Genomic DNA, 26,976 nt, shown 5'->3' on the forward strand with positions numbered 1-26,976 from the left:
GGCATGAAGATTGAGCATTGATCTTTGGATTCGCAGGAGGTAGAACATAAGGGTGGTTGAACATTAAATCACCACTTTTCTTTCCACCAGATTCCACAGACCTTACATGAGGGACACGGAGTATGAAGAGACAGAAACGAGACCGCCTCGAACGCGCCCATTCACGTGGTTATCAGGCAGGCATTACTGGACGCTCAAAAGAGATGTGTCCGTATCAGTTGATTGACGCTAAGTCTCACTGGTTGGGAGGTTGGCGACAAGCCATGGAGGACAGGTCGGTAGCTGCATAACCGGATGTCACTGAAAAGGGAATATAACCTCCGCCATGCGCGGAGGTTTTTGTTTCCGGAGGAAACGCTTAGAAAGCGGCAGTATCTTTAAACAGGCCGACTTTCAGATCGCTGGCGGTATAGATCAGATTACCGTCAACCAGCACTTCACCATCTGCCACGCCCATCACCAGTTTACGGTTGATCACGCGTTTGAAGTGAATGCGGTAAGTAACTTTCTTCGCTTCTGGCAACACCTGACCGGTGAATTTCACTTCACCCACGCCCAGTGCACGGCCTTTACCTTCGCCGCCCAGCCAGCCCAGATAGAAACCAACCAGCTGCCACATGGCATCCAGGCCCAGGCAGCCCGGCATCACCGGATCGCCAATGAAGTGGCAACCGAAGAACCAGAGATCGGGATTGATATCCAGCTCCGCTTCAACAAAGCCTTTGTCATATTTGCCGCCGTCTTCGGTCATTTTGACCACGCGGTCCATCATCAGCATGTTGCCGGATGGAAGCGGCGGACCATTTTCGCCAAACAGTTCACCACGACCTGACAGAATCAGATCTTCTTTGGTATAGGATTCGCGTTTATCTACCATGTTTTCAATAAGCCTTGTTTTAGTGAATCACGAATATTAGCGAACAGTTGTACGCTGAGCAAATCGGATTAACGGTGGTTAAACCAGTTAAGCCAGCGCAGCGCCCAGGGACGTTGCGGACCGTCCGGCTGGTTGAACAGGCTAATGCGTTCCTGGATGGTATTCAGCAGGCAATCACCCAGACCATCCTCGGTACTCCAGATTTTCCCCGTCAGCAGCGGCAGTGCTTCCTCGGCCTGGTCAATGGCCCAGATGTGGAAGCGACCCTGCTCAACCGCCGTGACAACAGCCTGGTTCAGACTAAGATGACGCACATTGCAGGCAGGAATAATCACTCCCTGCTGGCCCGTCAGTTCTCGCTGATGGCAAATATCAAAGAAGCCTTCGATCTTCTCATTCAGCCCGCCCACAGGTTGCACGTTGCCGAATTGATCGACCGAGCCGGTGACAGCAATTTGCTGATTGATGGGCTGATTTGCCAATGCGCTTATTAAGGCACAGAGTTCAGCCAGCGAGGCGCTGTCACCATCCACTTCGGAATAAGATTGTTCAAACACCATTGAGGCCGAGAAGGGCAGTTGCTGATCAAGTTCCAGCTCGGCAGTGAGGTAAGCCTGCATAATCATCATACCTTTGGCATGGATATTCCCGCCCAGCTCCGCTTTGCGTTCGATATCCATGAACTCACCATCACCAGGATGGACTACGCAGGTAATGCGAGAAGTATCGCCCCAGGCGCGCGGGTGGCCAGGAAATTCCACCACTGACAGACCATTAATCTGACCGACAACTTCACCTTCAGTTTCAATCAGAATCTGCCGCAGCAGGATCTCATCACGCATCCGTTCATTGAGATAATTCTCGCGCCATAAGCGCGCTTCCAACGCATCACGTAGCGCTTCAGCATTGAGTTGTTCATCGCCCATCAGGGCTGACTCGCGCATCTGACGCTGGAGCCAGCGGGGACAAAGTGGCAGGGTATCCTGATCGCCGCTATAGCGAACGCCTTCTTTAATCAGCTCGGGCCAGAAGTCCTCTTCCGGCAGGGGCAGCCCCGCCTGCTGTGCCAGTTCTGCGTTCCAGCGACACCAGGCAAGCATGTCATCCTCATCCAGAATCTGAATATTCTCTTCAAACTCAGTATAGATGGCCATTTCGTGTGCTTCAGGGTCGAGCTCCTGAAAATCTGCCAGCGTTTCACGTTCGCCACACAGGACCAGATTGAGGCTGAGTGGCAGAGGCGGAATAGAAACCGGCAGCGGCTGGCGTTCGTCCTGGGATGTCCACTCGACATAGCCCTGTTCAATACACTTTTTCAGGCGCAACCAGAGAATGGGCTGCGTCATCAGGCTTTGCAACGAAAGCACCAGCGTGCCGCCGTTAGCGCGATGTATCAGGCCCGGCTCGAGCTGGATGCGATCTTTATACTGGCGCACGCAGCCAAACAACTGTTCCATCTCAATCCACTCAGCAAAGTGAATACCACCCTGACTGGTGAACGGGCGTTGCGGATCGGAGGGGGGCTGGAGCGTGACATTATCTGCCATGATATGGTAATCACCACCATACAGCGTGGTACTGTCGGCCATAACCCGTTGTGCGGCCTGGGCAATGAATGCCAGATAATCGCGATTCTCCTGGCTACGAACCAGCAGTAATGGGAACCCTTGCGTCTGATGGTGTAAATGCGCAAGTGCATTCAGCAAACGGGGCTGTACCGTTGCCAGAGCATCAGTTTCTTCATCAGCAATTCGGGAGAAAACGGATTGGTATTGCGCGCTATCCGGCTGTAAGGTCTGCCACGTAAGTTGGGTGCTGGTCAAAATAATCGCATTTGTCTGTATTAAGAAAAGCGAGATTATACAGGAATCACCCTTGTTAAGCACTGCAGACTTCCTGTTGAAGATGTGATGATGACAGCATGTTTTTCGTTGCTGCATCCGGGAAAAAAGCTGTTATTCTTAGTTCGTTACGTGATCACGATGAGATTCCGATGAAATACCAGCAACTCGAAAATCTTGAATGTGGATGGAAGTGGAAATACCTGGTGAAAAAACATCGGGAAGGTGAACTGATCACGCGTCACCTTGAATTAAGTGCGGCGCAGGCTGCAGTCGATAAGCTTCTGGCGATGGAAAATAATCCGGTCACGGTGAATGAATGGATCGCGGAACATATCCATTCTGATCTGGATAATCGGCTGAAACAGACTATCCGTGCCCGGCGAAAACGCCATTTCAATGCTGAACATCAGCACACCCGTAAAAAATCCATCGACCTTGAATATCTGGTCTGGCAACGACTGGCGGGACTGGCACAGCGGCGCGGCTGCACGCTTTCTGAAACAATTGTTCAGTTGATAGAAGATGCAGAACGTAAAGAGAAATATGCCACTCAGATGTCCAGCCTGAAACAGGATTTGCAGGCGATCCTGGGTAATTCAGGCTCTGAAAGCGAGTAACGTAACGGGAGCAATGTCATCCCTGAACGCCTGATGCCAGCTTTATTACTGGCATAAAAAAACCCCGCCTTGGCGGGGTTTTTTATGACATGTAAACTTAAGCCTGTGGCTGAGTTACAACGTCTTTGATGCCTTTAACATCGATTTCTACGCGACGATCCGGAGACAGGCAATCGATCAGGGCATTACGGCCTTTCACGCTGTCACAGGTATTGCCGGTAACTGGGTTAGATTTACCCATGCCACGTGCAGAGATCTTGTTAGAAGGGATACCTTTAGAGACCAGGTAATCTACGACTGACTGAGCACGTTTCTCAGACAGTTTCTGGTTGTACTGCTCTGAACCGATGCGGTCGGTGAAGCCCAGTACGACAACGGAACCATCTTTAGGATCCATTGAGCTCAGCTGGCTGTACAGCTGATCCAGAGCCTGCTGGCCTTCTGGCTTCAGGGTAGATTTGTTGAAGGTGAACAGAACGTCAGACTTCAGAGTGAAACGCTTGGTTTCAACAACTGGCGCTGGTGCTGGAGCCGGAGCTGGCGCCGGAGCAGCGACGTCATCCTGACCGAAGCGGTATGAAACGCCTACGCTCAGCATGCCATTGTCTGGACGAGCACCAACGGTCTGTGCATCACCGATGTTGTTAACCCACTGGTAATCCAGACGGGTAGCCCAGTTCTGAGTCAGCGCATATTCAACACCAACTGCAGCCAGCGGAGATACGCCGGTGTCGTGGTCGCTGATGCGGCCAGTAGTTGGGTTAGTCTGCGTTGCATCTGCACGCCATACCATGCCGCCCAGACGAGTATACACGTCCAGATCGTCATTAATTGGGTAGCTCAGTTTAGCAGCCAGCTGAACGCCCTGTGCTTTGAATGCGCCGTTAGTCACATTGCCTTTATTAGGCATGCGACCCAGCCAGTCATAGCCCATCTCGAAGCCCAGGTATGGGTTTGCCTGATAACCAACGAACGCACCTGCGCCCAGCTGGCTTTCATGAGTTGGACCGTCATTGTTCTCGTAACCGTGACCGTAGTAGCCAGTGTCGTGATACTGAGACCAGCCCAGTTTAGCACCGGTGTACCAGGTGTTATCTTTCGGAGCGGCCTGCGCTACGGTAGCGAAGCCAGCCAGTGCCACTGCAATTGCGATAGCTGTCTTTTTCATTTTGCGCCTCGTTATCATCCAAATAGGCAATGAGCAAAAAGGTTGCTCTTGGTTTAAATCCTTCGCCGGGTCAAAACGCTCGCTTATGACTCTACCGCAAAAAACGGAGGTTATTGAGCACCCTGGCGAGCTAAAGTCTACAACGAGATTGGAAACTTACAAGTATGATGTGAGGCGCTACTGTAAAAAAACAGCGGTTTATACACAATTTCTAACAATTAGGATGGTCGTAACGTCGCAGCAAAAAGCCCAAAAAACCTGCTAACCCATTGTCACAGCTCGAACTAACAGAATCAGTGGTTTAGCGACAACTGATAAGAATAATAGCCTGGGAAACTTCTTATTTTTACTTAATGAAACAAATCCGACTGAATTTTTATCGCACTTTGCGGTCTCAGAGGCGCTTCCGTTGTCCCACTGGCCCGCAAAATCAAACCCAGCGCTTCACCCTCAGCTGCCGCATTTTCAAGTTGACGACGCTCATTTTCATCAAGATCGTACGGAATCCATGCCAGAACAACGCTGTAATTTCCCGTACGCAACGCTTTAACCATCGCCTCAACCGCATTCAGACGTTCAGAATCGGCGATATGCATACTTTTATCTAATGGTAAGCCTGATTCCTGCAACCAGGTGCGGTTCAGTTTATGTGCCGGTGTTAACCACAACTGCCAGCGTGACTGCTGACTCAGTTGCTGTAATAACGGCAACAGCATCATCTGCATCATACCGGGCTGCTCGCTGTAACGTAACTCAGTAATTCCACCACCCTGCGTGGACGGAACAGAAGAGGACGCATAATGATGAGCATAGCGTGCATTATTAGGATGTTGTGTTCGCATAAGTTAATCACCAGCAGTGGACTGTATGAATATACAGTACTGTCATCCTGGATAAAGATCAACCCAAATTTCTGAAAACGCCTCGCAAAAACGCGACAAGATTAGTTGAAGCACTATTTATTCATTGAACCCGCTGCCACTTTTTTTTATCTTCTAATTACCTGATACACAACGTAATTTACCAGATATTTCTTACATGGAGGTGGTGCAATGAAAAAGATTAATCCGGTTGTCGAGCGCTCCAGAGCGCACCTGGGCCCGTTGGGAACAATTGAGTCCCGGACCCAGTTTGGTGGCTATGCACTGGCTGTCGAAAGCGTGGTTTTCGCGTTAATTAATAAAGATGAACTCTACCTGCGGGCCAGTGAACCCTTGCGGGATTACATTACCGACCGTCCGCTCCAGCCCCTGATTTTTCGCAAACGGGGCAAGTCAGTGAAGCTTGATTACTTTCAGGTCGATGAAGCCTTATGGCGGGATCCTGACCATCTTCTGACGCTCTCCGCGGCCTCTTTAGAAACGGCACAGCGCGAGTTGCAGCACAGACAAGCCTCTCCGCGTTTGAAAGATCTGCCTAATCTCAGTGTACGCATGGAAGTCATGTTGTACGAGGCGGGCGTGATGAGTGTCAATCATCTTTACCAGATGGGAGCCAAACAGTGCTGGCTGAAGTTAAAAGCGATCAACCAGCACGTTGGATTTCAGACACTACTGGCGCTGCAGGGTGCAATTACGGGCCACCATGCGGCCGCACTGCCACTGGCCACCCGTGCCGAGCTGAATGCATGGTTTCAACGCACGCTTTTATCGAAACCAGACTTCAGAGGCGAAGAAGGCTAATCAGCAATAAGCGTGCGGCGCAGGCGAGCCACATCAGGCATTAAGGCTACCAGCAGTCCGAGTTGCTGAAGCACCAGCGGCGCACGCACATCCGCATCTGCGGCCAACTGGCTGATGCGATGAGCCAGTTGATGGCGCATTGTTTCAACATGCTCATCGCTGACTACGTCCGTCTGAAGCACATCCTCAACATAACAAACTGTATCATCCAGCAAGGTCAGCAGTTCTGGTGCCGTAATTTTGTCACGGTGCGCGCCGAGTGCAGAAATGTAACTCAGAAACGAGTGGTTTGAGCAAAGCAGCTGAAAAGCCGATTCGCGCAGTTTCTGACTGGTGCGACTTTCACTGCTCATGTTTGAAACCACGGATGCCAGCTCGGCATCTGCATTGTGTGCGTCACGGCGGGCAATGCGATAGGCGAGACGGTTATCCTTGCCCTGATGATACTGTTCCATGATCGCATCCAGATAGCGGCAGTTCGCTTTCAGGGTTCGTTCAGCCACCGCCGGCAACTGACGAAAGCGCCAGTCTGGCCAGATAAACGCCACGGCCAGCCAGGCCAGGCCACAGCCGAGTAAGGTGTCCACTACGCGTGGCAGGGCGACCTCAAAGCCTTCCCCTAACAGGTTAAAGCAGAGCAGAACCAGCAATGTGATAAACAGCGTGGCCTGCGCATACTGTACCTGCCTGAAAGCGAAGAACAGCACGCCGGAAATCACAATCAGGATTAACTGCCCTTCAATTGAGGGTACCAGCCATAAAACGGGCAGACCAATAGCAATGCCCGCCAGTGTTCCGCCGATACGTAAGGCCAGTCGCCGCTGCGTTGCGTTGTAGTTGGGCTGGCAGACAAACAGGCTGGTCAGCAAAATCCAGTATCCCCGCTCGAGTCCGGTGATCTTAATGAATCCATAGCCGATACAGAGCACGACTGACATGCGAACTGCATGCCGGAATAGCGCCGATGAGGGAGAGAGATGACGGCTAAAGCGCAGCCGGATGTCACTCCAGCCACTTAATCCTTCGCGTGACAGCAGATTATCGCTGTGCTGAGGATCTTCACCGGCCAGCGTCTGTTCAGATTCGATGGAGGCAAGGTGGGCATCGATGGCGCGCAGATTGCGCAGCAGCCAGAACAGGGCACGGGTATGCTCAGCCTCAGGCTCGCGCTGCTCCAGACGTTCAATTGCTTTTTGTAATCGTTCAAACGCGCGCTCAAATCGACTGTCATGCACCCATCTTTCACGCATCAGAATGCAGTGTGCCAGCTGGCGACAGGCTTGTGCCTGCATGTTAAGAAGACGCTGGAAGCGAAACAGAATTTCGTTATAGCGCCAGTCACCGCGCAGCAGATGATATTGCAAATGGGACGAGCTGGCCCGTTCATGAATGTCCTGCGCCACAAAATAGTAGTGCAGACTACGGCGGGTACCGCGTGATCCGCGATCGCCACGCAGTCGACTCTGCAGCGTAGTTTTGGTCAGGTTGAGCTGCGCCACTAACTGGCTGTTGACCATCGCCGCATCGATAAACGCGGCGTCATCCTGCTCGCCAGCATCCGGATCGAAGAGATTCCCTTTGGCATCCAGGTAACGCGCCAGTTGTGAAAAGCTGCCAGCCAGCTGTTCCTGCACCGGCCGGACCGGAAACATCAGATGACCCAGCAGCGTCAGCAGGTTGTACCACAGCGCGCCGACCAGCAGCAGCATCGGCTGCATATACCACTGACTGAACAGCCCGATGCCGAGCATGGTATAGACCGCAATCAGCAGCGCACCAAACGCGATAGTGGCGTAGCGCTGGCCCAGGGCACCCAGCAGAATAAAGCCCCATGTCGAGATCGCCAGCCCGACAATAAAGGCGAACGGATAGGGAAACAGGAGTTCTACTGAAACGGAGGCGATGCAGAAGCAAAGCAGGGTAATCAGCAGATTCTTCAGACGACCGGCCAGGCGATCATCAAGATCGGCCAGCGCAGCCGCGACCACCCCCAGCGTTAAGGGAATCGTCCACTCAATCTGATGCAGCCACCAGGGGATGGCAGCGCAGCCACTCAGCGCAAACAAAATCCGCAGCAGATAGCGCCACGTACTATTAAACAGATATTTTCGCCAGCCAGGCACTGCATCCGACATCATATTAATAGCGGCGGGCATTGGCTTCGCGCGCGGCGCGCGCCTCTTCCACGGACACCACGCGGCGTCCAACCGGCCAGAGGGCGATAGCGGCAATCTTAAAGTTCGCAATCCCTGTTGGAATACCGATGATGCTGATGCATTGCACAATCCCCACCGAGATATGTGAAAGGCAGAGCCACCAGCCAAAGAAAATCAGCCAGAAAATATTCAGGAAAGTTCCGCCGGTATTCAGAATATGACTCTTACTTTCAGGACGAAGCACATCGACATGCACCGCCTCGTTGCCAAACGGCAGCAGCGAGAGCTTTGTAATTTCCCAGCAGGAGCGGGTCAGTGGCAGGGTAAAAATCAGCACGACACTGATTAACGTGGCAAACAGCCAGCTCAGCGTGGTGAAAAAGCCACCCAGGACAAAATTAAGAATATTTAAAACGGTGCGCATGATCGTCTTTTCCTTTTGCATTCCGCAAGATGTGACGCCAAGTTTAGCTTGTTTTAAGGCTGGAGCGCTAAGGGTCTGACAGGTAAACTCCCGTTAATCCTGTTATCTGACGTTGGTGTCGGCGTGGAACTGAAAGCAACCTCGATGGGCAAACGACTTGCCCAGCATCCTTATAATCGTGTCCGCCTGATGGCGGCGGGCGTCGAAGTCAGTGGCGATAAGCACGAGTATCTGATCCCCTTTAACCAGTTACTGGATATTGCCTGCAAGCGTGGGCTGGTATGGGGCGAACTGGAATTTTTGCTGGCCGATGAAAAAGTGGTTCGGCTGCACGGAACGGAATGGCAGGAGACGCAGCGCTTTCACCACTATCTGATGCAGGCCTGGCAGAGCTGGAGTCTGGAGATGAGCGCAGTCTGCCGTGAGGTACTCCAGTCGCTGCATGATGAAATCGAGACCTTTGGCGCGCAGGATCGTTGGCTCAACCGCCACGAACTGCAGGGGCTGAAAACAAAAATTCTCAAACAGTTCGATGCGTTGCCAATGCCTCTTATCCGCTTAAAAGAGTTTGCTGACTGCCGCGAGAACTGGGCGTTTTGTCAGCGCTGGCTGGATCAGGGTGACGCGGCCTTGCAGCAGCGAAACCGCGACTGGACGGCCGCTATGTTAAGCCGTTATCAGGCATTCTTTGCCAGCGTCGAGAGCACGCCACTGAATCAGTCCCAGTGTGAGGCGGTGGTCAACGGCGAAAATTCATTGCTGGTGCTGGCTGGCGCCGGTAGCGGTAAAACGTCAGTGCTGGTGGCCCGGGCAGGCTGGTTAATGCAGCGCAAGCTGGCCAGCGCCGATCAAATCCTGTTACTGGCATTTGGCCGCGAGGCTGCCAAAGAGATGAACGAGCGTATCCAGTCACGGCTCTCCGCAGATGACATCCAGGCGCGAACCTTCCATTCTCTGGCGCTGCATATTATTCGTGAAGGCAGCAATAAGCAGCCGGTTATCAGCAAGCTGGAGAGTGATGCGGATGCGCGTCGCGCGTTATTGATCCGGGAATGGCAGCAGCAGTGCCATGAGAAGAAAGCGATGGCAAACGGCTGGCGTCAGTGGCTGCGTGACGAACTGCAGTGGGAATTACCGGAGGGGCCTTTCTGGGAGGACGACAGGCTGGCAAAGCGGCTGGCGTCACGACTGGAGCGCTGGCTCGGCCTGATGCGCATGCACGGAGGTGCACAGGCAGCTATGATCGCGGATGTGCCGGAAGAGGTCCGTGATCTCTTCAGTAAACGCATCAAACTGATGGCACCGTTGTTGAAAGCGTGGAAGAGTGCGTTGAAAGAGGAGGGCGCGGTCGACTTTTCGGGTCTGATTCATCAGGCAATAGCCGTTCTGGAAAAAGGGCGGTTTATCAGTCCGTGGAAACACATACTGGTGGATGAGTTCCAGGATATTTCACCTCAGCGTGCCGCCTTGCTCAGCGCACTCCGCCAGCAGAATAAGCGCACCGCCCTGTTTGCGGTTGGCGATGACTGGCAGGCTATCTATCGCTTCAGCGGCGCAGAGATGACGCTGACGACCGCATTCCATCACTATTTTGGTGAGGGTGATCGTTGCGTGCTCGACACCACCTACCGCTTTAACGATCGCATTGGCGATATTGCTAATCGTTTTATCCAGCAGAATCCTCAACAGCTGGCAAAACCACTGAATAGCGTCACCAAAGGCAATAAGAAATCGATTGCATTGCTGGCAGAGGATCAGCTGGACGCCCTGCTGAACAAACTCAGTGGTTATGCGAAACCGGATGAGCGTATTCTGCTGCTGGCGCGCTATCACTATCTGCGGCCAGACATACTGGATAAAGCCCGAACCCGCTGGCCGAAACTCAATCTGGACTTTATGACGATCCACGCCAGCAAAGGCCAGCAGGCGGATTATGTCATTCTGCTGGGATTACAACAGGGCAAAGAGGGGTTCCCGGCGGAAGTCCGCGAGTCAGTTATTGAACAGGGCTTACTGCCGCAGCCCGAACCTTTCCCGCATGCGGAGGAGCGCCGTCTGGCCTATGTGGCACTGACGCGAGCGCGTCAGCAGGTCTTTTTACTGTTCGATAAAGCAGCGCCGTCACCGTTTGTCGATGACTTCCGCGAGCTCGGTGTGCCAGTACTGCGTAAAGCCTGAGTTATTTCAGGCGATCGGCCAGATAGCGCTGATAATCGGGAATCATAATCTCCAGGCTTTGCGCAAACAGCGGCGACTGAATAATAAAGTCCGCTGTGGAGCGATTTGTGGCGACCGGAATATTCCAGACGGTTGCCAGACGCAGCAGCGCTTTGACATCCGGATCGTGCGGCACGGCGTTAAGCGGATCCCAGAAAAAAATCAGTGCATCAATTTTTCCTTCTGAAATCAGCGCACCCACCTGCTGATCACCACCCATCGGGCCGCTCAGCATGGCTGTCACGTTCAGGCCGGTATCACGATTAATCAGATTTCCGGTCGTCCCGGTCGCATAGAGGATGTGTTGTTCCAGCGCGGGCTGATTCTGTTTAACCCAGTCAAGCAGTGCGGCTTTGCAGTGGTCATGGGCGACCAGCGCGATATGTTTTATGGTGCCAAGGGTGCGAACAGTCTGTTCCATAGAGGCGTCCTGATAAGGCTCATGCGCAATGAGAGGGATCCTGAGTTTACCTCTGGCCCATTAACGCTATCAACTCGTACGTAGCATTTTGACCAGTGTCATAAATTGCTGGCGCGTCGCTTCATCGAAACGATGAAACCAGCGGTGCAGCGAGGGCAGTTCGGCCTGTGAAGTCCAGTCCAGGTCGGCGGTAAGCCTGACGGAAGAGGGGGGAGCAGAAGCGGAATTTGCAAACCGGGGCACAGAGGCGATCTGGCGGGTGCGGTTATAATTCAGCATCGCTTTTTCCATGTCGGCGGTTGTGATGGCCGGCAGGTGGTCACGCACGCTGGTAATCTCCGTGCCTTTTTCATCCACCAGCTGGAAGTTAAGGCTGCGGTCAAAATGATAACGCTCGCGTTTTGTCTCCAGCGCGGGCAGCCGAATAGTAATGGTTTTGGCTACAGCAGTGAACGTGACAATCATCGGCAGAGACTGATAGGCAATGACATTCTCTTTCAGCCCTTTGCGCTGATGCTCTACCCGGAACAGAAACTGATGCTGACCGCGATCCAGCTCCAGGCTGTCAGCTCCTTTGAGGAGCGAGCCTGAAATTTTTCGACCATCCAGCACCAGTAGCTCGATTTGCGGATCAAGCTTTAATGTGATGGCAGAACAGGACGCCGAAACGAGGAGTGTAAGTAACCCCGTTACAGCCAGCGACAGCTTCATTTCAACTCCGGTAACTGATGACACGAAAGGGGATGTGTAGCAAATTCTTACATTATGGCAGTTAATTTACATTTAAACATATTTATTCGTGCGCGGATTCAATTAATTGTGCTCAGGACTTACCCGTTAACAAGCGCACCCATCTACACTCAACGCTGGCCTGAAAGGAGAGAAACATGAACGACCAGACAATTCGTGACGTGCTGACGCGAACCCAACGTATCGCCTTAGTTGGAGCAAGTGATCGCCCCGAACGTCCCAGTTACGGTGTGATGAAGTATCTGCTTGATCAGGGCTATGACGTGATCCCGGTCAGCCCGAAACTTGCAGGGAAAACAGTGCTGGGGCAACAGGGTTATGCCAGTCTGGCGGATGTACCCGGCGGGATTGATATGGTGGATGTCTTCCGCAATTCTGAAGCCGCATGGGGTGTCGCCCAGGAGGCTATAGCCGTCGGGGCAAAGACATTATGGCTGCAACTCGGCGTGATTAATGAACAGGCGGCTGTGCTGGCTCAGGATGCAGGCATGACGGTCATTATGGATCGTTGCCCAAAGATTGAAATTCCACGTCTGGGGATTACGCGCTAAATCAGGGGTGGCGGCAGAGCGTGCCGCCACAGATTAGTGTCGCAGATGAGGTGCCTGCAATTGCTGACGTACGGATGCAGCGAGCTCATCCATTGAAGGTTGCTCAGGATGTTCAATGCTGGTTTCACCTGAAAGCTGAATCTCTGCGACATAGGTATGAACCTGATCGCCTTCCTCATCTTCCATCACCACATGATACCAGGGTGCGGTACGCATCTTTTCTTCTGCGCCAACATCTTCAATTTTAGGCTCGTCTAACGAGTACTCAGGATCGACATCAACGATAACGCCCAGTACGCCGGACAAACGATGACGAACCTGCTGACCAATACCAAATTTACTGGCAATCATTTTACTGGCAATCATAGTGACCTCCGAAAAAAAGCTCTCCTACCAATATGGGGTCAGGAGCCCATTTTTCAAGTCACATCACGCGGCAGGCAAAACCTTTCAGATAGAGGCCTTCCGGATAGCTGGCGATGACCGGATGATCCGCTGCCTGACGGAACTGTTCGATAAACTGCACTTCGCGTCCCGCATCCAGCGCGGCATCGGCAATAATCTTCTGGAACAGTTCGGTAGCCATCAGACCGGAGCAGGAGAAGGTCATCAGGACCCCGCCCGGATTCAGTAATTGAATGGCAAGCATATTAATATCTTTATAGCCGCGACAGGCACCCATTAACTGGCTTTTGTTTTCGACGAATTTGGGCGGATCCATAATGATCAGATCAAATTTCTCGCCACTGTCACGATAGCGGCGCAGCAGTTTGAACACATCATCACGCTCAAAACGGGCGCGAGAAAGGTCCAGCTCGTTCAGTTCAACGTTCTGACGGGCTACGTCCAGCGCTTCCTGAGAGGTATCCACACTGATGACTTCTTTACACCCACCCATCAGCGCAGAAACAGCGAATCCGCCTGTGTAAGAGAAGCAGTTCAGTACACGTGCATCCTGGGCATAACGACGCGTAGCAAGACGACTGTCACGCTGATCAAGGTAATAGCCCGTTTTATGGCCGCCCTGGATATCAACCAGCAGCTTCATGCCATGTTCTGTGATCGGCAGCAGGGGCGGTGGCAGTTCACCGGTGACGGGGCCTTGTGTCAGCTCCAGACCTTCTTTCTTGCGTACGGCGACGTCAGAACGGTCATAGATGGCGCAGCCAGGGAAACACTGCTGGAGGGCGGTGATAATCGCCGCACGCTGATATTCCGCGCCAGCCGAGAGCAGCTGCATTACTAAAAAGTTGCCAAAACGATCAATAGTGACGCCGGGCAAATTATCAGACTCACCGGCAATCAGGCGATAACTGTCCAGACCATCACGGGCCGCCAGCCATTTACGCCACTGCTGCGCCTGTTCGAAACGGCGGACAAAGAAAGCGATATCGATGGATTCATCGGCCTGCCAGCTCCAGACGCGGGCGCGAATCTGCGACTCGGGTGAATATGCGGCGCGAGCCAGCCATTTGCCGTTGCTGTCACAAACGTCAAGGGTTTCACCCCGTTGTGCTTTACCTTCCAGACGTGCAACGGCACCTGAAAAGACCCATGGATGGCGACGGAGCAGGGACTTTTCACGTCCCTTTGCGAGAATCAATCTGACTGTCATAGTTTGCTATGCTTACCTGAAAAAATGAGGCGCCATTGTCCGGTGGATAACGGGAAATTGCAACGAACAGCAGCAGGAGAGAATAATGTCAGCAGCCTGTTTTAAAGCATGGGTTCATGGCCGCGTCCAGGGCGTCGGGTTTCGTTACAGTACGCAGGCAGAAGCCAGGACGCTGGGCGTGCTGGGCTACGCGCGGAATCTGGATGACGGCAGCGTCGAGGTGCTGGCCTGGGGCGACGCGGAGAAGGTCGAAGCGCTAATCGCCTGGCTTAAAGCGGGCGGGCCCCGCAGTGCGCGCGTTGATAAGGTGCTGGTGGAACCGCACCAGCCCGCAGAGCCACCCCGCGATTTTACAACCGGTTAATCACAGACACTTTGCCGGTTTAGGCAGGCCGGCAATTTTCGTTGCCTGTTTAGCCGGCCCTTCAGGAAACAGGCGGAAGAGGTAGCGGCTGTTGCCTTTCTCTTCCCCGTATTTCTTCGCCATTGCCTTTACCAGCATCCGCACGGCGGGTGAGGTATTAAATTCCAGATAAAACGCGCGCACAAAATGGACCACTTCCCAGTGTGCTTCGGTCATGGTGAGGCCTTCCCGCTCAGCAATGTGTGCCGCCAGCGCTTCACTCCAGTCGTCGGTACTCTTCAGATAGCCTTCGGCATCGACGGCGATTTCGTTACCGTTAAAATTCACGTGATCTCCTCTCTGTAAATGACGGCGCAGTTTAGCAAACCTGGCAGGCAGTAAAAGCAAAAACCCCGCCGAAGCGGGGTTTTACAGGCCGACTGTCATTGCCGGTTAGTTGCTGCGGGCGAAACCCAGCAGGCTAAGCAGGCTGACGAAGATGTTATACAACGAAACATAGAGGCTGACCGTCGCGCGGATGTAGTTGGTTTCGCCACCATGAATGATGTTGCTGGTTTCCCACAAAATCGCACCGGCTGAAAACAGAATAAACAGGGCGCTGATAGCCAGATGCAAGGCAGGCAACTGCAGGAAGATGTTGGCGACCACCGCAACCAGCAGTACCACAAAACCTGCCATCATCATGCCACCCAGGAAGGACATATCACGACGGGTTGTCAGCACGTAGGCAGAACAGCAGAAGAACACCAGCGCCGTACCGCCCAGCGCCAGTGCGATCACGTCGCCCATGCCTGCGGTTAAGAAGGAGCTCAGAATAGGGCCCAGGCAGTATCCCAGGAAGCCAGTAAACGCAAACGCGGCAAGAATACCCATCGGGCTGTTAGCCAGGCGGTAGGTTAAAAACATCAAACCATAGAAGCCGACCAGCATCAGGATCAGGCCCGGCGCAGGCAAGGCAAGCAGGGTGCTGGCGGTAGCTGTAACCGCCGAAAAGGCCAGAGTCAGCCCAAGCAGAAAATAGGTATTGCGCAGAACTCTGTGCGTTGAAAGCAGTGACGACTGCGATGAGGTGACAATTCTTTCCATGTTGCGCTCCTTTAAGCAGAACACTAATAAGCAGATCGTTAAATATGTGCCGAGAATACGCAGCCCATTAAAGAGGGAAAAGGCGTTTTACCCTTCTTTACGCGCTAATCTGCTAATTGTTTGAGCAGAGTGGCGATTTTGACACCAAAAAATCACAATCTGGCTGTTTTTCAGGCGAATAAACAGATAGATGCTTTACATCCCTAAACGGGGTGTTTATAGTGCGCGTCATTGCGGAGGGGTGGCCGAGCGGCTTAAGGCAGCGGTCTTGAAAACCGCCGATGGGAAACCATCCGAGAGTTCGAATCTCTCCTCCTCCGCCACTTTATCTGCCACGGGCAATAAAGCGGTAAAAATCAATAGTTTTGCCGATGCAGTACAGTTTCAAAACGGAGGGGTGGCCGAGCGGCTTAAGGCAGCGGTCTTGAAAACCGCCGATGGGAAACCATCCGAGAGTTCGAATCTCTCCTCCTCCGCCACATTTTACAGGCCAGCACTCCGTGCTGGCCTGTTTCGTTTCTGACGTTCCAGCTTCTTCCTCCAGTCCGAAAAACCACGTCTCTGCTGCTGACGCGCGGCTGCGCATTCATCTGTTCGATGCATCTCTGCTATAGTCCACTCACTGTTTTTGCAAACATCTGGCGCTTTTCCGAGGCGAGCTGAGTTACACTGTTGATTACTTCGCTCTGAGGCGAGCTAATCGGTTGATAGCCAGAGTGTTTCTTTACTGAATAAATGGAATAGGCACAATGATCAAGAAACTGAGTCTTTGCGCATTGTCAGTGCTCGCTGCATTGCCGGTCGGAACGGTAGCATTTGCTGCTGAGGGTGACATGCAGCTGCAGCAGGTGCTGATGTTGAGTCGTCACAATCTGCGTGCGCCACTGGCCGATAATGGCAGCGTGCTGGAACAGTCCACCAAAAAAAGCTGGCCGCAGTGGGATGTTCCCGGCGGACAGCTGACCACTAAAGGTGGCGTGCTGGAAGTCTACATGGGTAATTACACCCGTCAGTGGCTGGCACAGCAGGGCCTGGTGAAGAACGGCAGCTGTCCTGACAGTAATAACGTCTTTGTCTACGCTAACAGCCTGCAACGCACCGTTGCGACGGCTCAGTTCTTTGTTAATGGTGCCTTCCCAGGCTGTGACGTCGCGGTCACACACCAGGATGAAATGGGCTCCATGGATCCTATCTTTAATCCGGTCATCACCGATGGCAGCGATGCTTTCAATAAGAAAGCACTGGCCGCGATGACCGCAGCAAATGAAAAACTGTCGCTGAAACCTGCTTTCCAGCGCCTGGAAAAGATTGTCGACTATAAAGCATCGCCTGCCTGCAACAATAAAAAGCAGTGTGATCTTAGCAGCGGCCAGAACACCTTCAGCGCTGAAAACGGTAAAGAGCCAACTGTCAGTGGCCCGCTGAAAGTGGGTAACTCCCTGATGGATGCGTTTACGCTGCAGTATTACGAAGGATTCCCGCTGGATCAGGTTGCATGGGGCCAGATCAAGACGCCTGAACAGTGGAAAGAGCTGTCAGCCATTAAAAATGGTTATCAGGACGCCCTGTTCACCAGCCCGGACGTTTCTCGTGAAGTGGCGGCCCCACTGGTGGATTACATCCGCAGTCAGTTAGTGGATCAGGACAAAGCTAACGCGCCGAAAATCACGCTGATGGTGGGTCATGACTCGAATATCGCCTCGCTGCTGAGCGCGTTGCAGGTCAAACCATATGAGCTGCCTGATACTTACGAAAAAACGCCGATTGGCGGCCAGGTTGTTTTCGAACGCTGGCATGATGCGAAAACGGATAAAGACCTGCTCAAAGTCGAGTATGTCTATCAGACGGCCGATCAGCTGCGCAACGCTGACGTGCTGAGTCTGAAAAACCCACCGAAGCGCGTTACGCTGCAACTGGCGGGTTGTGAGACGGATGCAAACGGCTATTGCAGCTGGGATCAGTTCTCTCAGGCGCTGAATGCTGCGCTGCAGGGCACGCCAATGCAACCTGCGGCGGCACCACAACCGGCAGCACAGTCTGACGACGACAGCGCAAAAGCCGCAGCGACGAATGACGCTGCTGCTGATAAAGCTGAAGCGGATAAAGCGACCGCAGCCAAAGCGAAAGCTGAAGCCGACAAAGCTGCCGCTGAGAAGTCTGAAGCAGATAAAGCGGCTGCTGAGAAAGCAAAAGCGGATAAAGAAGCATCTGAGAAGGCAAAAGCGGATAAAGCGGCAGCGGAAAAAGCCGCTGCTGAAAAGGCAAAAGCGGAAAAAGCCGCTGCTGAGAAAGCGAAGGAAGACAAAGCAGCCTCAGCCAGTGACGCGAAAGCTGACCAGGCTAACGCTGCGAATAAGCCTGCCACAGTGCACAACGACGAATCAAAGTCAGCGGCAACGCAGTAATTGCGCTGTAGCGACCCATAATAAAAAACCCCGTCGAAACGGGGTTTTTTTATGGCTGCAGGGCGATTAACCCGCCACAACGACCAGTTTCTGGTTAGCAAACTCTTTGATACCCAGATCGGAGAGTTCACGGCCATAGCCTGAACGTTTCACACCACCAAAAGGCAGTTCCGCTGAGGTGTCGCTCTGCGAGTTGATAAACACCATCCCGGTTTCAATGGCGGAAGCCAGTTTACGACCGCGAGCCGTATCCCGCGTCCAGACTGAGCCACCCAGACCGTAGTGCGAGTCGTTTGCCAGCGCCACAGCCGCATTATCGTCGCCGACGACATAAACCTGCGCCACAGGACCGAAGAACTCCTGATAATAAGCAGGATTATCCGGGGTGATGCCAGTGAGAATGGTTGGCTGATAGAAGCAACCCGCGCCCTCTGCCGCTTTACCGCCTGTCACCAGTGTTGCGCCATTAGCGACCGCTTCATCGACCTGTTTCACCAGGCGGTCACGTGCATCAGCAGAAGAGAGCGGGCCAAGTGTGGTTTTCTCATCCAGCGGATCGCCCAGCGTTGCAGAACTCAGCGCAGCACTGAACTGGCTGATAAAGCGATCGGCAATTTTCTCATGCAAAATAAAGCGTTTTGCGGCAGTACAAACCTGACCGCAATTGCTGAGACGTGCCTGCACGCCCTGACGCACGGCTTCGTCAAGATCCGCATCATCCAGCACCACAAACACATCATTGCCGCCCAGTTCCAGCGTCGATTTCTTAAGATACTTACCAGCCTGCTCAGCAACGGCGCTTCCTGCGCGCTCTGAACCGGTCAGGGCAACACCCTGCACGCGATCGTCAGCAATCAGATCGGCAACCTGCTCGTTTGATATGAACAGGTTAGTCCAGGCCCCTTCAGGCGCACCCGCTTCACGAACCAGTTTTTCAAACACATCGGCACAATGCGGCACAATATTGGCATGTTTCGCCAGAACAGGGTTGCCCAGCGCCAGGTTAGGTGCCAGTACGCGCATCAGCTGATAGTAAGGGAAGTTCCACGGCTCGACGGCAACTAACACGCCAATCGGGTGATACTCAACCCAGGCCTCGCCCAGCGCGCTGGGATAGGCCTGCGGCTGCAGAATACGTTCGGCATGCTCTGCGTAGTAGCGGGCAATCTGTGAACAGATTTTCACTTCGCCACGACTCTGACCAATCAGTTTACCCATCTCTTTACTGGCGATGGTCGCCAGCTCTTCCGCGCGGCTATCAATCAGGTCAGCCAGTTTTTTCAACACCTGCAGACGTGGCTGAATTTCACCTTTGCTCCATGAAGAATGGAAAAGACGATCGGCCACGTCCAGCGCATGGCTGACAGCCGATTCATCATGTGAAGGCCAGCTTTTCAGCAATTCATTGTTTGCGGGATTAATGCTTTGATAGGAAGACATAACGTACTCCTTGGTGAGCTAAAAAAGTGAGGGCGGGAAATTCCCGCCCCTGAATCAGACGTTCTTACGTTCTACGGGCTTATCATCCCAGGTCAGGAGATCTTTATCGGTCTTTTCAAAGGCGCGAATGAGCACATCGTCGCTGCCTTGCTGACGCCAGATCTCTTCTGCCAGTCTTTCATCGTAATTCGCCACTTCGAAAATGGCCTCGGCAATTTCAGGGGAGGTATGACGCAAACTTGCCCATTCGCCAACGTGATGTGCTTTCGATTGTTCAGTAGACATACTTTTCTCCTTGATTAAATCAGTCCTGCAGTTTCACAGTCAGTCCGGCAACATGTTCACCCTGAAAACGGGCAATATTGAGTTCCGCCTCTGTAGGCTGACGCGAGCCATCGCCGCCCGCCAGCGTGGTCGCACCATAGGGTGTGCCACCACGAACCTGAGAAATATCAAACAGCTCTTTGGTTCCGTAGCCGATAGGAACGATGACCATGCCGTGATGGGCCAGAGTGGTCCAGACTGACGTAATAGTCTGTTCCTGACCGCCGCCAGTACCGGTTGAGGTAAAGACACTGGCAACCTTGCCAAACAGTGCACCCGATGCCCAGAGACCGCCAGTGCGATCCCAGAACGTCCGCATCTGCCCGGCCATGTTGCCAAAGCGGGTCGGGGTACCGACGATAATTGCGTCATAGTGCGGCAGCATCTCAGGCGAAGCTTCTGCAGCCTGCTGATTGGTTTTGCCGCCCACCTGTGCAAAGCGATCGGCCTCCATTGTTTCTGGTACCCGCAGGATATCCACTTCCGCGCCGGGAACCCGACGAGCGCCTTCTGCAACTGCGTTCGCCATTGTTTCAATATGTCCGTACATCGAGTAGTAGAGCACCAGAATCTTGGCCATAAATCTCTCCAGGTGGTTTTGACGTCCAGAAAAAGTATAGAAGAGCTTTTGTTTTACGCAGGCGATACAGACATCGTGGCGAATGAATCGGGCAATAATCCTGCAGATAATCGGTGATAAACCGGCGTAATGTTCGTTCTTTAAGCAAATTACTGGTGATTACTCTGTTGCGAAATGTGACTGCTGGATGAGTTTATGCAGAGTCTGGCTATTATTTAAGCATGGGCTGGTTTCGGAATTCAGCCTTCTGCTTTTAGTTCTTTATTAATCGCACTACGCGAAAGGAGCAAATCATGACAGCACATCGTGGAGGTTCAGGAAATTTTGCTGAAAACCGTGAGCGTGCCGCTGAAGCGGGACGTAAAGGCGGAAAAAACAGCGGCGGTAATTTTAAAAATGATCCGCAGCGCGCAGCACGCGCCGGTGAGAAAGGGGGACGCAGCAGCCCTAAAAAAGCGGACGCATAACCTGGCGTTCACCGCCGGCGCTTACCGGCGGTGAACATCGTTGCTTTTCCTCCTCGCTCTCCCCACAATATCGTCCGGACACATCATCAGGTGAATTATGTCGGACACACCCCGCGGTTTAACCCTGCGCCTGACGCGGCAGGAGCTGGTATTACTTTTTATCACCATGATCTGGGGCGGCACCTTTCTGGTGGTGCATCGGGCGATGCAGCACTCCGGCCCGTTCTTCTTTGTTGGCCTGCGTTTTGCCACCGCCGCGCTACTGCTGGCCTTTTTTTTCCGGCGGTATCTGGCGGGCATGACCTGGCTGGAGGTGAAAGCAGGCACGCTGATAGGCCTGTCGATCGCCGGTGGCTATGGCCTGCAGACCTGGGGAATGCAGACCATCTCCAGCAGTCAATCTGCTTTCCTTACCGCACTTTATGTTCCGGTGGTGCCGTTGCTACAGTGGCTGTTTTTACGCCGTCCGCCGGGCATCATGTCATGGCTGGGGATTGTGCTGGCGTTTACCGGATTACTGCTGGTGGCCGGGCCGCAGGATGGCCGTATTAGCCTGAATGCCGGTGAAATAGCGACGCTGCTCAGCACGCTGGCAATTGCCGCCGAGATCATTCTGATCAGTCGTTATGCCGGCAAGGTCGATGTGCGCCGCGTGACGTTGATCCAGCTGGCGGTGGCGTCTGTGTCTGCCTTTGTTTTGATGGTCCCCAATGGCGAGACGGTGCCCGCAATATCAACACCACTGCTGCTCAGTGCTCTGGGACTGGGTGCGGCCAGTGCGCTGATTCAGGTCACCATGAACTGGGCGCAACGCAGCGTTTCGCCAACCCGTGCCACGGTAATTTATGCCGGAGAGCCAGTATGGGCTGGGGTAGTAGGACGTATTGCGGGTGAGCGTCTGCCTGCTCTGGCGTTGCTGGGTGGGGCGCTGATCGTCTGCGGGGTGATCGTCAGTGAACTGCGGCTGAAACGAAAAAAAGCGGTGCAGCCTGTAGCCACACCGCTGGAGTAGTTAACCCTGCTGCCGCGCAAGCGGCTTTTCCTGCGATGCCCCACTGCGGCGTCGCAGAATGGCATTCAGGATAATCGCGCCAAACGTGGCGGTACCGATTCCACCGAGTGTGAAAGAGCCGATTTTCAGCGCGAAATCCCCTGCACCAAGAACCAGCGTGGTAGCGACCATAATCAGGTTGCTGTTCTGACCTAAATCAACATGGTTCTGCACCCAGATGCGTGCGCCTGCCACCGCAATCAGTCCGAACACCACAATGGATGCGCCGCCAATTACCGGGGCCGGAATGGTGTGGATCAGCGCACCAAACTTCGGCGAGAAACCGGCGAGGATAGCGATGATGGCCGCCGCAACAAATGCCAGCGTGGAGTAGACTTTAGTCACGGCCATCACGCCAATATTCTCGGCATAGGTCGTCACGCCACTTCCGCCGATCGAACCAGAGAGCATGGTGGCCAGTCCATCCCCGACAAAAGCACGTCCCATGTAAGGATCGAGGTTACGGCCGGTCATGCCCGCCACCGCTTTCAGATGCCCGAGGTTTTCAGCCACCAGAATGATCGCCACCGGCGCAATCAGCACCATCGCCTGCAGATCAAAAGTGGGTGCGGTGGTGTGCGGCAGGCCAAACCAGGCAGCCTGTGACAGCATCGTAAAATCGACCGGTTTGCCCAGTCCGAGACCGTTGGTCAGAATCGCATAGATCGCCCACGCCAGAATCAGGCCGACCAGAATCAGCAGACGCTGAATCATCCCGTGGGTAAACACCGCCACCAGACCGATACAGAGCACGGTCATCACCGCGACCCAGCTGTCGAATGAAGAGGCAGAGACGCTGTGAACCGCGATTGGAGCCAGATTCAGCCCGATCGCCATCACCACCGCGCCTGTCACTACCGGCGGCATCAGGTTTTCGATCCAGCGCGTGCCTGACTTCATTACCACCAGCCCAATCAGCGTGTAAAGAACGCCACAGGCGATGACACCGCCCAGCGCCACGCTGAGATTTGGATTCAGTCCCTGACCACTGAAGCCGGTTACCGCAATCACCACGCCAACAAAGGCGGCGCTTGACCCAAGATAACTGGGTACCCGACCGCCGGTAATAAAGAAGAACAGCAGCGTGCCAATACCCGAGACCAGAATCGCCAGATTGGGATCCAGCCCCATCAGCAGCGGCATCAGCACCGTTGCGCCAAACATCGCCACCGCATGCTGTAAACCCAGCACCAGCGTTTGTCCCAGAGGGAGTGTCTCATCCGGGGCGATAATACCGTTTTCTGTTAGTGCCGACTTCTTTTGCCATTGCGGAAACCAGGATCGTGCCATCGTCTACTCCAGAGCGTGATGAATGCCGGTGGGTTACAGGGAAGTGTTAACAGGCATCCTGCCGCATCAGGGGATGATATCCCCGGTCAAACCATGCCAGGCCGTGGGTATCATCGTTACGAACCAGGCCCACGACTTCACAGAACAGCGTGTCATGCGTACCGACGCTGACAATCTGCGTGATACGACAGTCAAAGGAGGCCACCGCGCCGCTCAGTACCGGCGATCCGGTCACGGCCGTTGACCACTCAGCCGCAATGAAACGATCAGCCATTGGCGTTTTTCCGCCGAAAAGATTGGAAAGCGTTTCGTGTCCTGCAGCCAGCGTGTTGACGCAGAGCTGCATGTTTTCGCGGAATACAGAGTAAACCGAGGCAGAGCGATTCAGGCAGACCAGCAGCGTCGGTGGCGAATCAGTGACGCTGCACACAGCAGAAGCGGTAAAGCCTGCGCGGCCAGCCGGTCCTTCAGTGGTAATGATGTTGACCGCAGCACCCAGCCGCGACATCGCATTACGAAACTCAGTTTTCTCAACGGCTGGGGTAAGGGTTTCCAGGCTCATAGTGTTCTCCGCGAAAGGGTTATCCTGCGACGCGCTGCAGCGGCTGCACGTCATCAGTCTGATCCAGCCACTGCAGCAGCAGGGCATTAAATTTTTCAGGGTCGGTGACGCTCATGGCGTGGCCGCCCCAGGCCATCATCTGTTCAGTGGCATTCGGCAGCGTCGCGGCCAGCTCGGTTGAGCAGCTCCACGGCACCAGCAGATCGTCCTGGCTGGCAATCACCAGCACCGGCTGCGGAATGGCGGCGGCCCGTACGCTGAAATCGGCGCTCATCAGGGCGTGCAGCCGACGCATCAGGTTTTCCATCCCCTGAAAATGGGTGATGTGATGGCTATCCTCCTGCTCCAGCCGCGTCTGATGCTCTGCCATCCACTCCGCAGGATAGAGAAACAGCGGCTGAGCACGAACAAAAGCCTCGACGCCGACATTGAGCAGCAGATCCTGCCGTACCTGGAAGCAGCGGCGGGTATGCGGATGCAGTGTCAGCCAGCCGTTAATTACCACGATCCTTTCAATCCGATCCGGATAATCCAGCGCCAGCTGCATCCCCACCAGACCGCCCAGCGCGTGACCGATCAGGCTGAAGCGCAGGATGCCGTGCTGCGCCAGCGCCTCGGCCAGCTCTGCGGCCATCATCGCCATGCTGTAACCTTCCGGTAAACTCTCCGCGCTGCGACCGGTCCCGCGCTGGTCATAGAGCACGACCCGATAGCGTGCGGTCAGTGCCGCCAGCTGTGGCTGCCAGAAACCCGCCACCCCGCCCAGACCCGAAGAGAGCACCAGCGTCGGTGCCTCAGGGTTTTGCAGACCCAGAAAATCCAGCTGCATCAGACCTCCGGTTTGCCGATGTGCGCCACGCTGGCGATTTCAATCAGCGCGTCAGGCTTGACCAGTCCGCACTGAATGCAGAAACGTGCCGGTTTTTCACCCGGGAAGTATTCGGCGTAAACCTCATTCACCGCGGCGTAATTCGACCAGTCGGTGATGAAGATCGAGTTAAAAGTCACATCAGCCATGCTGCCACCGGCGGTCTCAATCACCTTTTTAATCGTGTCCAGCACGTGGCGGGTCTGCGCGGCGGCGTCACCCACATGGACGACATTGTTGTCACCATCAAACGGCAACGTACCTGAGACATAGACCACGCCATCCGCCAGCGTGCCGGGGACAAACGGGGCGATAGGTGTGGTGGTGCCTGGCGGAACAATGATACTTTTCGGCATAGTGACGTCCTTTTAGTGGATTAGCGGGTATTCAGGCTTTCGCAGAAGGTATCGACATCCGATACCCAGCCAAAAAAGGTTTCGATATTGAACAGGGCCGCCTGCTGTGCAAAGGGCGGACCCGCCTGGTAGGTGGCGTCTTCCAGCACCACACCGAAATATTCCAGGAAGAAGCCGTCGCGTAGTGTCGATTCGACACAGACGTTGGTGGCGATGCCGGTGAAAATCAGATGCCGGATCCCGCGACTGCGCAGCGTGCTGTCCAGTGAGGTGTTATAGAAACCGCTGTAGCGCGATTTTGGCAGCACAATGTCACCCGGCTGCGGCACCAGTTCATCCACCAGCGCGTAATCCCAGCCGCCCTTCGACAGCAGCGTGCCCTGCAGTTCAGGCCGTTTGCGCATGGTTTTTAGCGCATTCGATTTGTGGAAGTTAGGGGAACCGGCATCACCCGCTTCAACATAGTCACTGTCCCAGCCGTTCTGGAACCAGATGATTTGAACGCCAGCGGCACGGGCCGCGGTCACCGCCTGATGAATTTTCGCAATCACCGGTTTCGTGGCAGACACATCGAATCCGGCCAGATCGAGGTAGCCTCCTTCAGTGGCGTAGGCATTCTGCATATCTACGACAATCAGTGCTGTCTGACCTGGCGGAAAGGCGATCGGCTCTGGACGGGCAGGCAGTTCGACCTGATGAAGCGCCTGAGTATGGGCGCAATAAACGGTACTCATCATGCCACCTCCTGCTGTGCATCAAGCAGGGCGCTGCGACAGGTCATCAGTGGCTGAATGTGCTGACCGAAGTTTTCGATACCTTCCAGGAAATCATCAAAGGTCAGCAGCACGCCGTGCGTGCCTTCTACCTGCGCCACTTCATCCAGCATCCGCGCTACGTTTGCGTATGAACCGACCAGGGTGCCCATATTGATATTGACCGCTGAGGTCGGATCCGCCATCTGACGTACATTGGTGTCACTGCCCGATTTGGTGTCCTGCTGACTCTGGGTGGTAAGCCATGAAAGCGCCTCTTCATCCGCTCCCGCTTTGTAGTGTTCCCACTTAGCCCGCGCTTCTTCGTCTGTTTCGGCAGCAATGATCATAAACAGTACATAGGAGCCGACATCGCGACCCGCTTTTTCAGCGGCCTGCTTCATGCGAATCGAGGTCGAGCTGAATGCAGAAGGGGTGTTCACACCTTTGCCGAAGCAGAAGTTGTAATCGGCGTGCTGAGCAGAGAAGGCCATGCCGGCATCGCTCTGTCCGGCGCAGATAACTTTCATCGGGCGCTGTGGCTGCGGACTGACGCGGCAGTCGTTCATGGTGAAGAACTCACCTTTAAAGTCCGATTTTCCGGTGCCCCACAGGTCACGCAGCACGGTAACGTACTCGGTCAGATAAGAATAACGGCTGCCGAAGTACTCATCGCCAGGCCACATTCCCATTTGTTCATATTCTGGTTTCTGCCAGCCGGTTACCAGGTTGACACCGAAACGACCGCCTGAAATGGAATCAATGGTGGACGCCATGCGCGCCACAATGGCCGGAGGCAGCGTCAGGGTGGCCGCAGTGGCATAGATCTCAATACGTGACGTGACAGCAGCCAGGCCTGCCATCAGCGTGAATGACTCCAGGTTATGATCCCAGAATTCTGTTTTACCGCCAAAGCCGCGCAGTTTGATCATCGAGAGCGCAAAGTCGAAATGGTAATGCTCTGCTTTCAGCACAATGGCTTTGTTCAGTTCAAACGTTGGCATGTACTGCGGCGCATTGGATGAAATCAGCCAGCCATTGTTACCAATCGGAATAAAGACGCCTATCTTCATGTGAAACCTCGTTGCGATGGGGGAAAGGTATTTCAC

The 26,976-nt window shown here is 54.1% G+C and carries 30 protein-coding genes and 2 tRNA genes; 11 read left to right on the forward strand and 21 right to left on the reverse strand.

Translation table 11 applies throughout. From position 1 onward, the window contains the following. The first annotated feature begins 122 nt into the window (after nt 1-122). On the forward strand, nt 123-290 hold the full coding sequence (gene rmf / locus H7K52_RS14375) for a ribosome modulation factor (RefSeq protein ID WP_008925875.1): 168 nt from the start codon (nt 123-125) through the stop codon (nt 288-290). A 68-nt stretch (nt 291-358) separates the two neighbouring features. Here rmf and fabA read toward each other — a convergent pair whose 3' ends face one another. Together fabA and H7K52_RS14385 are read right to left on the reverse strand one after the other, a co-directional pair. Continuing rightward, nucleotides 359-877 (reverse strand): bifunctional 3-hydroxydecanoyl-ACP dehydratase/trans-2-decenoyl-ACP isomerase, encoded by a 519-nt coding sequence (gene fabA / locus H7K52_RS14380; RefSeq protein WP_008925876.1) that lies wholly within the window; start codon nt 875-877, stop codon nt 359-361. Between the two features lie 68 nt (nt 878-945). Continuing rightward, nucleotides 946-2,817: an AAA family ATPase gene (locus tag H7K52_RS14385; protein ID WP_050540844.1), complete on the reverse strand. Its 1,872-nt coding sequence runs from the start codon at nt 2,815-2,817 to the stop codon at nt 946-948. A 53-nt stretch (nt 2,818-2,870) separates the two neighbouring features. On the opposite strand from H7K52_RS14385, the gene matP reads away from it, so the two are divergent. Next, complete coding sequence (gene matP, locus H7K52_RS14390; protein WP_008925878.1) at nt 2,871-3,338, forward strand: macrodomain Ter protein MatP; 468 nt, start codon at nt 2,871-2,873, stop codon at nt 3,336-3,338. 97 nt (nt 3,339-3,435) lie between these two features. Here matP and ompA read toward each other — a convergent pair whose 3' ends face one another. Together ompA and sulA are read right to left on the reverse strand one after the other, a co-directional pair. Then, nucleotides 3,436-4,506, reverse strand: coding sequence for a porin OmpA (ompA, locus tag H7K52_RS14395; protein ID WP_140033554.1), 1,071 nt, complete (start codon nt 4,504-4,506; stop codon nt 3,436-3,438). A 350-nt stretch (nt 4,507-4,856) separates the two neighbouring features. Further along, nucleotides 4,857-5,348 (reverse strand): SOS-induced cell division inhibitor SulA, encoded by a 492-nt coding sequence (sulA, locus tag H7K52_RS14400; protein WP_003850038.1) that lies wholly within the window; start codon nt 5,346-5,348, stop codon nt 4,857-4,859. Nucleotides 5,349-5,558: 210 nt separating this feature from the next. On the opposite strand from sulA, the gene H7K52_RS14405 reads away from it, so the two are divergent. Then, nucleotides 5,559-6,188 (forward strand): TfoX/Sxy family DNA transformation protein, encoded by a 630-nt coding sequence (locus H7K52_RS14405; protein WP_003850036.1) that lies wholly within the window; start codon nt 5,559-5,561, stop codon nt 6,186-6,188. Here H7K52_RS14405 and yccS read toward each other — a convergent pair. Both yccS and H7K52_RS14415 read right to left on the reverse strand, forming a co-directional pair. Continuing rightward, complete coding sequence (yccS, locus tag H7K52_RS14410; RefSeq protein WP_008925881.1) at nt 6,185-8,344, reverse strand: YccS family putative transporter; 2,160 nt, start codon at nt 8,342-8,344, stop codon at nt 6,185-6,187. The genes H7K52_RS14405 and yccS overlap by 4 nt on opposite strands. Continuing rightward, entirely contained in the window at nt 8,328-8,768 is a 441-nt protein-coding gene (locus H7K52_RS14415) for a YccF domain-containing protein (protein ID WP_003850033.1), read from the reverse strand. The genes yccS and H7K52_RS14415 overlap by 17 nt, the downstream gene beginning before the upstream one ends. A gap of 123 nt (nt 8,769-8,891) precedes the next feature. On the opposite strand from H7K52_RS14415, the gene helD reads away from it, so the two are divergent. Further along, a complete protein-coding gene (gene helD / locus H7K52_RS14420; RefSeq protein ID WP_039660963.1) occupies nt 8,892-10,946 on the forward strand; it encodes a DNA helicase IV in 2,055 nt (684 codons plus the stop codon). A gap of 1 nt (nt 10,947) precedes the next feature. Here helD and mgsA read toward each other — a convergent pair whose 3' ends face one another. Next, nucleotides 10,948-11,406: a methylglyoxal synthase gene (gene mgsA, locus H7K52_RS14425; protein WP_003850029.1), complete on the reverse strand. Its 459-nt coding sequence runs from the start codon at nt 11,404-11,406 to the stop codon at nt 10,948-10,950. Between the two features lie 69 nt (nt 11,407-11,475). Next, nucleotides 11,476-12,117: a YccT family protein gene (locus H7K52_RS14430; RefSeq protein ID WP_008925883.1), complete on the reverse strand. Its 642-nt coding sequence runs from the start codon at nt 12,115-12,117 to the stop codon at nt 11,476-11,478. A gap of 176 nt (nt 12,118-12,293) precedes the next feature. On the opposite strand from H7K52_RS14430, the gene H7K52_RS14435 reads away from it, so the two are divergent. Further along, nucleotides 12,294-12,707 carry a CoA-binding protein gene (locus H7K52_RS14435; protein WP_003850025.1) on the forward strand — a complete coding sequence of 138 codons (414 nt, stop codon included), beginning with the start codon at nt 12,294-12,296 and terminating at the stop codon, nt 12,705-12,707. 33 nt (nt 12,708-12,740) lie between these two features. Here H7K52_RS14435 and hspQ read toward each other — a convergent pair whose 3' ends face one another. After that, nucleotides 12,741-13,058, reverse strand: coding sequence for a heat shock protein HspQ (hspQ, locus tag H7K52_RS14440; protein ID WP_010246651.1), 318 nt, complete (start codon nt 13,056-13,058; stop codon nt 12,741-12,743). Nucleotides 13,059-13,131: 73 nt separating this feature from the next. Beyond that, nucleotides 13,132-14,322 (reverse strand): 23S rRNA (cytosine(1962)-C(5))-methyltransferase RlmI, encoded by a 1,191-nt coding sequence (gene rlmI, locus H7K52_RS14445; protein WP_003850021.1) that lies wholly within the window; start codon nt 14,320-14,322, stop codon nt 13,132-13,134. An 85-nt stretch (nt 14,323-14,407) separates the two neighbouring features. Between rlmI and yccX the strand changes: the two genes are divergently transcribed. Then, nucleotides 14,408-14,686, forward strand: coding sequence for an acylphosphatase (gene yccX / locus H7K52_RS14450; RefSeq protein ID WP_003850019.1), 279 nt, complete (start codon nt 14,408-14,410; stop codon nt 14,684-14,686). Here the strand turns inward: yccX and tusE are convergent, their stop codons facing one another. Both tusE and yccA read right to left on the reverse strand, forming a co-directional pair. Next, nucleotides 14,687-15,013 (reverse strand): sulfurtransferase TusE, encoded by a 327-nt coding sequence (gene tusE, locus H7K52_RS14455; RefSeq protein ID WP_003850016.1) that lies wholly within the window; start codon nt 15,011-15,013, stop codon nt 14,687-14,689. Nucleotides 15,014-15,118: 105 nt separating this feature from the next. Further along, on the reverse strand, nt 15,119-15,772 hold the full coding sequence (gene yccA, locus H7K52_RS14460) for an FtsH protease modulator YccA (RefSeq protein ID WP_003850014.1): 654 nt from the start codon (nt 15,770-15,772) through the stop codon (nt 15,119-15,121). Between the two features lie 235 nt (nt 15,773-16,007). On the opposite strand from yccA, the gene H7K52_RS14465 reads away from it, so the two are divergent. The 3 genes from H7K52_RS14465 to agp all read left to right on the forward strand — a co-directional run bounded on the left by H7K52_RS14465 (nt 16,008) and on the right by agp (nt 18,177). Continuing rightward, nucleotides 16,008-16,095, forward strand: a tRNA-Ser gene (locus H7K52_RS14465). Nucleotides 16,096-16,163: 68 nt separating this feature from the next. Next, nucleotides 16,164-16,251: transfer RNA gene (locus H7K52_RS14470), tRNA-Ser, on the forward strand. A 270-nt stretch (nt 16,252-16,521) separates the two neighbouring features. Next, nucleotides 16,522-18,177: a bifunctional glucose-1-phosphatase/inositol phosphatase gene (agp, locus tag H7K52_RS14475; RefSeq protein WP_182630163.1), complete on the forward strand. Its 1,656-nt coding sequence runs from the start codon at nt 16,522-16,524 to the stop codon at nt 18,175-18,177. Between the two features lie 66 nt (nt 18,178-18,243). Here agp and H7K52_RS14480 read toward each other — a convergent pair whose 3' ends face one another. The 3 genes from H7K52_RS14480 to wrbA are packed head-to-tail and all read right to left on the reverse strand — an operon-like array spanning nt 18,244 to nt 20,521. Further along, nucleotides 18,244-19,617, reverse strand: a complete 1,374-nt coding sequence (locus H7K52_RS14480) for an NAD-dependent succinate-semialdehyde dehydrogenase (RefSeq protein WP_182630164.1) — start codon at nt 19,615-19,617, stop codon at nt 18,244-18,246. A 54-nt stretch (nt 19,618-19,671) separates the two neighbouring features. Next, nucleotides 19,672-19,902: a YccJ family protein gene (locus H7K52_RS14485; RefSeq protein WP_003850006.1), complete on the reverse strand. Its 231-nt coding sequence runs from the start codon at nt 19,900-19,902 to the stop codon at nt 19,672-19,674. Between the two features lie 19 nt (nt 19,903-19,921). Further along, complete coding sequence (gene wrbA / locus H7K52_RS14490; RefSeq protein ID WP_003850004.1) at nt 19,922-20,521, reverse strand: NAD(P)H:quinone oxidoreductase; 600 nt, start codon at nt 20,519-20,521, stop codon at nt 19,922-19,924. 293 nt (nt 20,522-20,814) lie between these two features. Between wrbA and H7K52_RS14495 the strand changes: the two genes are divergently transcribed. Together H7K52_RS14495 and H7K52_RS14500 are read left to right on the forward strand one after the other, a co-directional pair. Continuing rightward, complete coding sequence (locus H7K52_RS14495; protein ID WP_003850002.1) at nt 20,815-20,988, forward strand: con-10 family general stress protein; 174 nt, start codon at nt 20,815-20,817, stop codon at nt 20,986-20,988. Between the two features lie 97 nt (nt 20,989-21,085). Then, nucleotides 21,086-22,000, forward strand: a complete 915-nt coding sequence (locus H7K52_RS14500) for a DMT family transporter (protein ID WP_008925886.1) — start codon at nt 21,086-21,088, stop codon at nt 21,998-22,000. On the opposite strand, the gene rutG is transcribed toward H7K52_RS14500, so the two are convergent. Genes rutG through rutA form a run of 6 tightly spaced genes read right to left on the reverse strand, consistent with a single transcriptional unit; the run spans nt 22,001 to nt 26,940 of the window. Further along, nucleotides 22,001-23,329 carry a pyrimidine utilization transport protein G gene (gene rutG, locus H7K52_RS14505; RefSeq protein ID WP_008925887.1) on the reverse strand — a complete coding sequence of 443 codons (1,329 nt, stop codon included), beginning with the start codon at nt 23,327-23,329 and terminating at the stop codon, nt 22,001-22,003. Between the two features lie 46 nt (nt 23,330-23,375). Next, on the reverse strand, nt 23,376-23,891 hold the full coding sequence (gene rutF / locus H7K52_RS14510) for an NADH-dependent FMN reductase RutF (protein WP_003849996.1): 516 nt from the start codon (nt 23,889-23,891) through the stop codon (nt 23,376-23,378). A 19-nt stretch (nt 23,892-23,910) separates the two neighbouring features. Then, nucleotides 23,911-24,720, reverse strand: coding sequence for a pyrimidine utilization protein D (gene rutD / locus H7K52_RS14515; RefSeq protein WP_003849995.1), 810 nt, complete (start codon nt 24,718-24,720; stop codon nt 23,911-23,913). Then, nucleotides 24,720-25,115, reverse strand: coding sequence for a pyrimidine utilization protein C (gene rutC, locus H7K52_RS14520; RefSeq protein ID WP_003849994.1), 396 nt, complete (start codon nt 25,113-25,115; stop codon nt 24,720-24,722). The genes rutD and rutC overlap by 1 nt, the downstream gene beginning before the upstream one ends. Nucleotides 25,116-25,135: 20 nt before the next feature. Beyond that, complete coding sequence (gene rutB / locus H7K52_RS14525; RefSeq protein ID WP_033761869.1) at nt 25,136-25,849, reverse strand: pyrimidine utilization protein B; 714 nt, start codon at nt 25,847-25,849, stop codon at nt 25,136-25,138. Then, entirely contained in the window at nt 25,849-26,940 is a 1,092-nt protein-coding gene (gene rutA / locus H7K52_RS14530) for a pyrimidine utilization protein A (RefSeq protein WP_003849992.1), read from the reverse strand. The genes rutB and rutA overlap by 1 nt, the downstream gene beginning before the upstream one ends. Nucleotides 26,941-26,976 lie beyond the last annotated feature (36 nt).

The organism is Pantoea hericii (assembly GCF_014155795.1).
GTDB lineage: Bacteria > Pseudomonadota > Gammaproteobacteria > Enterobacterales > Enterobacteriaceae > Pantoea > Pantoea eucalypti.

Excerpts from the sequence above, each read along its gene's own strand:
- H7K52_RS14480 (WP_182630164.1), bottom strand. The coding sequence starts at position 19,617 with ATGTCTTCCTATCAAAGCATTAATCCCGCAAACAATGAATTGCTGAAA.
- H7K52_RS14415 (WP_003850033.1), bottom strand. The coding sequence starts at position 8,768 with ATGCGCACCGTTTTAAATATTCTTAATTTTGTCCTGGGTGGCTTTTTC.
- wrbA (WP_003850004.1), bottom strand. The coding sequence starts at position 20,521 with ATGGCCAAGATTCTGGTGCTCTACTACTCGATGTACGGACATATTGAA.
- agp (WP_182630163.1), top strand. The coding sequence starts at position 16,522 with ATGATCAAGAAACTGAGTCTTTGCGCATTGTCAGTGCTCGCTGCATTG.
- H7K52_RS14435 (WP_003850025.1), top strand. The coding sequence starts at position 12,294 with ATGAACGACCAGACAATTCGTGACGTGCTGACGCGAACCCAACGTATC.
- yccX (WP_003850019.1), top strand. The coding sequence starts at position 14,408 with ATGTCAGCAGCCTGTTTTAAAGCATGGGTTCATGGCCGCGTCCAGGGC.
- yccS (WP_008925881.1), bottom strand. The coding sequence starts at position 8,344 with ATGCCCGCCGCTATTAATATGATGTCGGATGCAGTGCCTGGCTGGCGA.
- ompA (WP_140033554.1), bottom strand. The coding sequence starts at position 4,506 with ATGAAAAAGACAGCTATCGCAATTGCAGTGGCACTGGCTGGCTTCGCT.
- H7K52_RS14495 (WP_003850002.1), top strand. The coding sequence starts at position 20,815 with ATGACAGCACATCGTGGAGGTTCAGGAAATTTTGCTGAAAACCGTGAG.
- rlmI (WP_003850021.1), bottom strand. The coding sequence starts at position 14,322 with ATGACAGTCAGATTGATTCTCGCAAAGGGACGTGAAAAGTCCCTGCTC.
- sulA (WP_003850038.1), bottom strand. The coding sequence starts at position 5,348 with ATGCGAACACAACATCCTAATAATGCACGCTATGCTCATCATTATGCG.
- H7K52_RS14385 (WP_050540844.1), bottom strand. The coding sequence starts at position 2,817 with ATGCAGCAACGAAAAACATGCTGTCATCATCACATCTTCAACAGGAAG.
- rutB (WP_033761869.1), bottom strand. The coding sequence starts at position 25,849 with ATGAGTACCGTTTATTGCGCCCATACTCAGGCGCTTCATCAGGTCGAA.
- rutC (WP_003849994.1), bottom strand. The coding sequence starts at position 25,115 with ATGCCGAAAAGTATCATTGTTCCGCCAGGCACCACCACACCTATCGCC.
- rutG (WP_008925887.1), bottom strand. The coding sequence starts at position 23,329 with ATGGCACGATCCTGGTTTCCGCAATGGCAAAAGAAGTCGGCACTAACA.
- rutF (WP_003849996.1), bottom strand. The coding sequence starts at position 23,891 with ATGAGCCTGGAAACCCTTACCCCAGCCGTTGAGAAAACTGAGTTTCGT.
- matP (WP_008925878.1), top strand. The coding sequence starts at position 2,871 with ATGAAATACCAGCAACTCGAAAATCTTGAATGTGGATGGAAGTGGAAA.
- H7K52_RS14405 (WP_003850036.1), top strand. The coding sequence starts at position 5,559 with ATGAAAAAGATTAATCCGGTTGTCGAGCGCTCCAGAGCGCACCTGGGC.
- H7K52_RS14430 (WP_008925883.1), bottom strand. The coding sequence starts at position 12,117 with ATGAAGCTGTCGCTGGCTGTAACGGGGTTACTTACACTCCTCGTTTCG.
- rutA (WP_003849992.1), bottom strand. The coding sequence starts at position 26,940 with ATGAAGATAGGCGTCTTTATTCCGATTGGTAACAATGGCTGGCTGATT.
- hspQ (WP_010246651.1), bottom strand. The coding sequence starts at position 13,058 with ATGATTGCCAGTAAATTTGGTATTGGTCAGCAGGTTCGTCATCGTTTG.
- H7K52_RS14500 (WP_008925886.1), top strand. The coding sequence starts at position 21,086 with ATGTCGGACACACCCCGCGGTTTAACCCTGCGCCTGACGCGGCAGGAG.
- rmf (WP_008925875.1), top strand. The coding sequence starts at position 123 with ATGAAGAGACAGAAACGAGACCGCCTCGAACGCGCCCATTCACGTGGT.
- yccA (WP_003850014.1), bottom strand. The coding sequence starts at position 15,772 with ATGGAAAGAATTGTCACCTCATCGCAGTCGTCACTGCTTTCAACGCAC.
- mgsA (WP_003850029.1), bottom strand. The coding sequence starts at position 11,406 with ATGGAACAGACTGTTCGCACCCTTGGCACCATAAAACATATCGCGCTG.
- H7K52_RS14485 (WP_003850006.1), bottom strand. The coding sequence starts at position 19,902 with ATGTCTACTGAACAATCGAAAGCACATCACGTTGGCGAATGGGCAAGT.
- rutD (WP_003849995.1), bottom strand. The coding sequence starts at position 24,720 with ATGCAGCTGGATTTTCTGGGTCTGCAAAACCCTGAGGCACCGACGCTG.
- fabA (WP_008925876.1), bottom strand. The coding sequence starts at position 877 with ATGGTAGATAAACGCGAATCCTATACCAAAGAAGATCTGATTCTGTCA.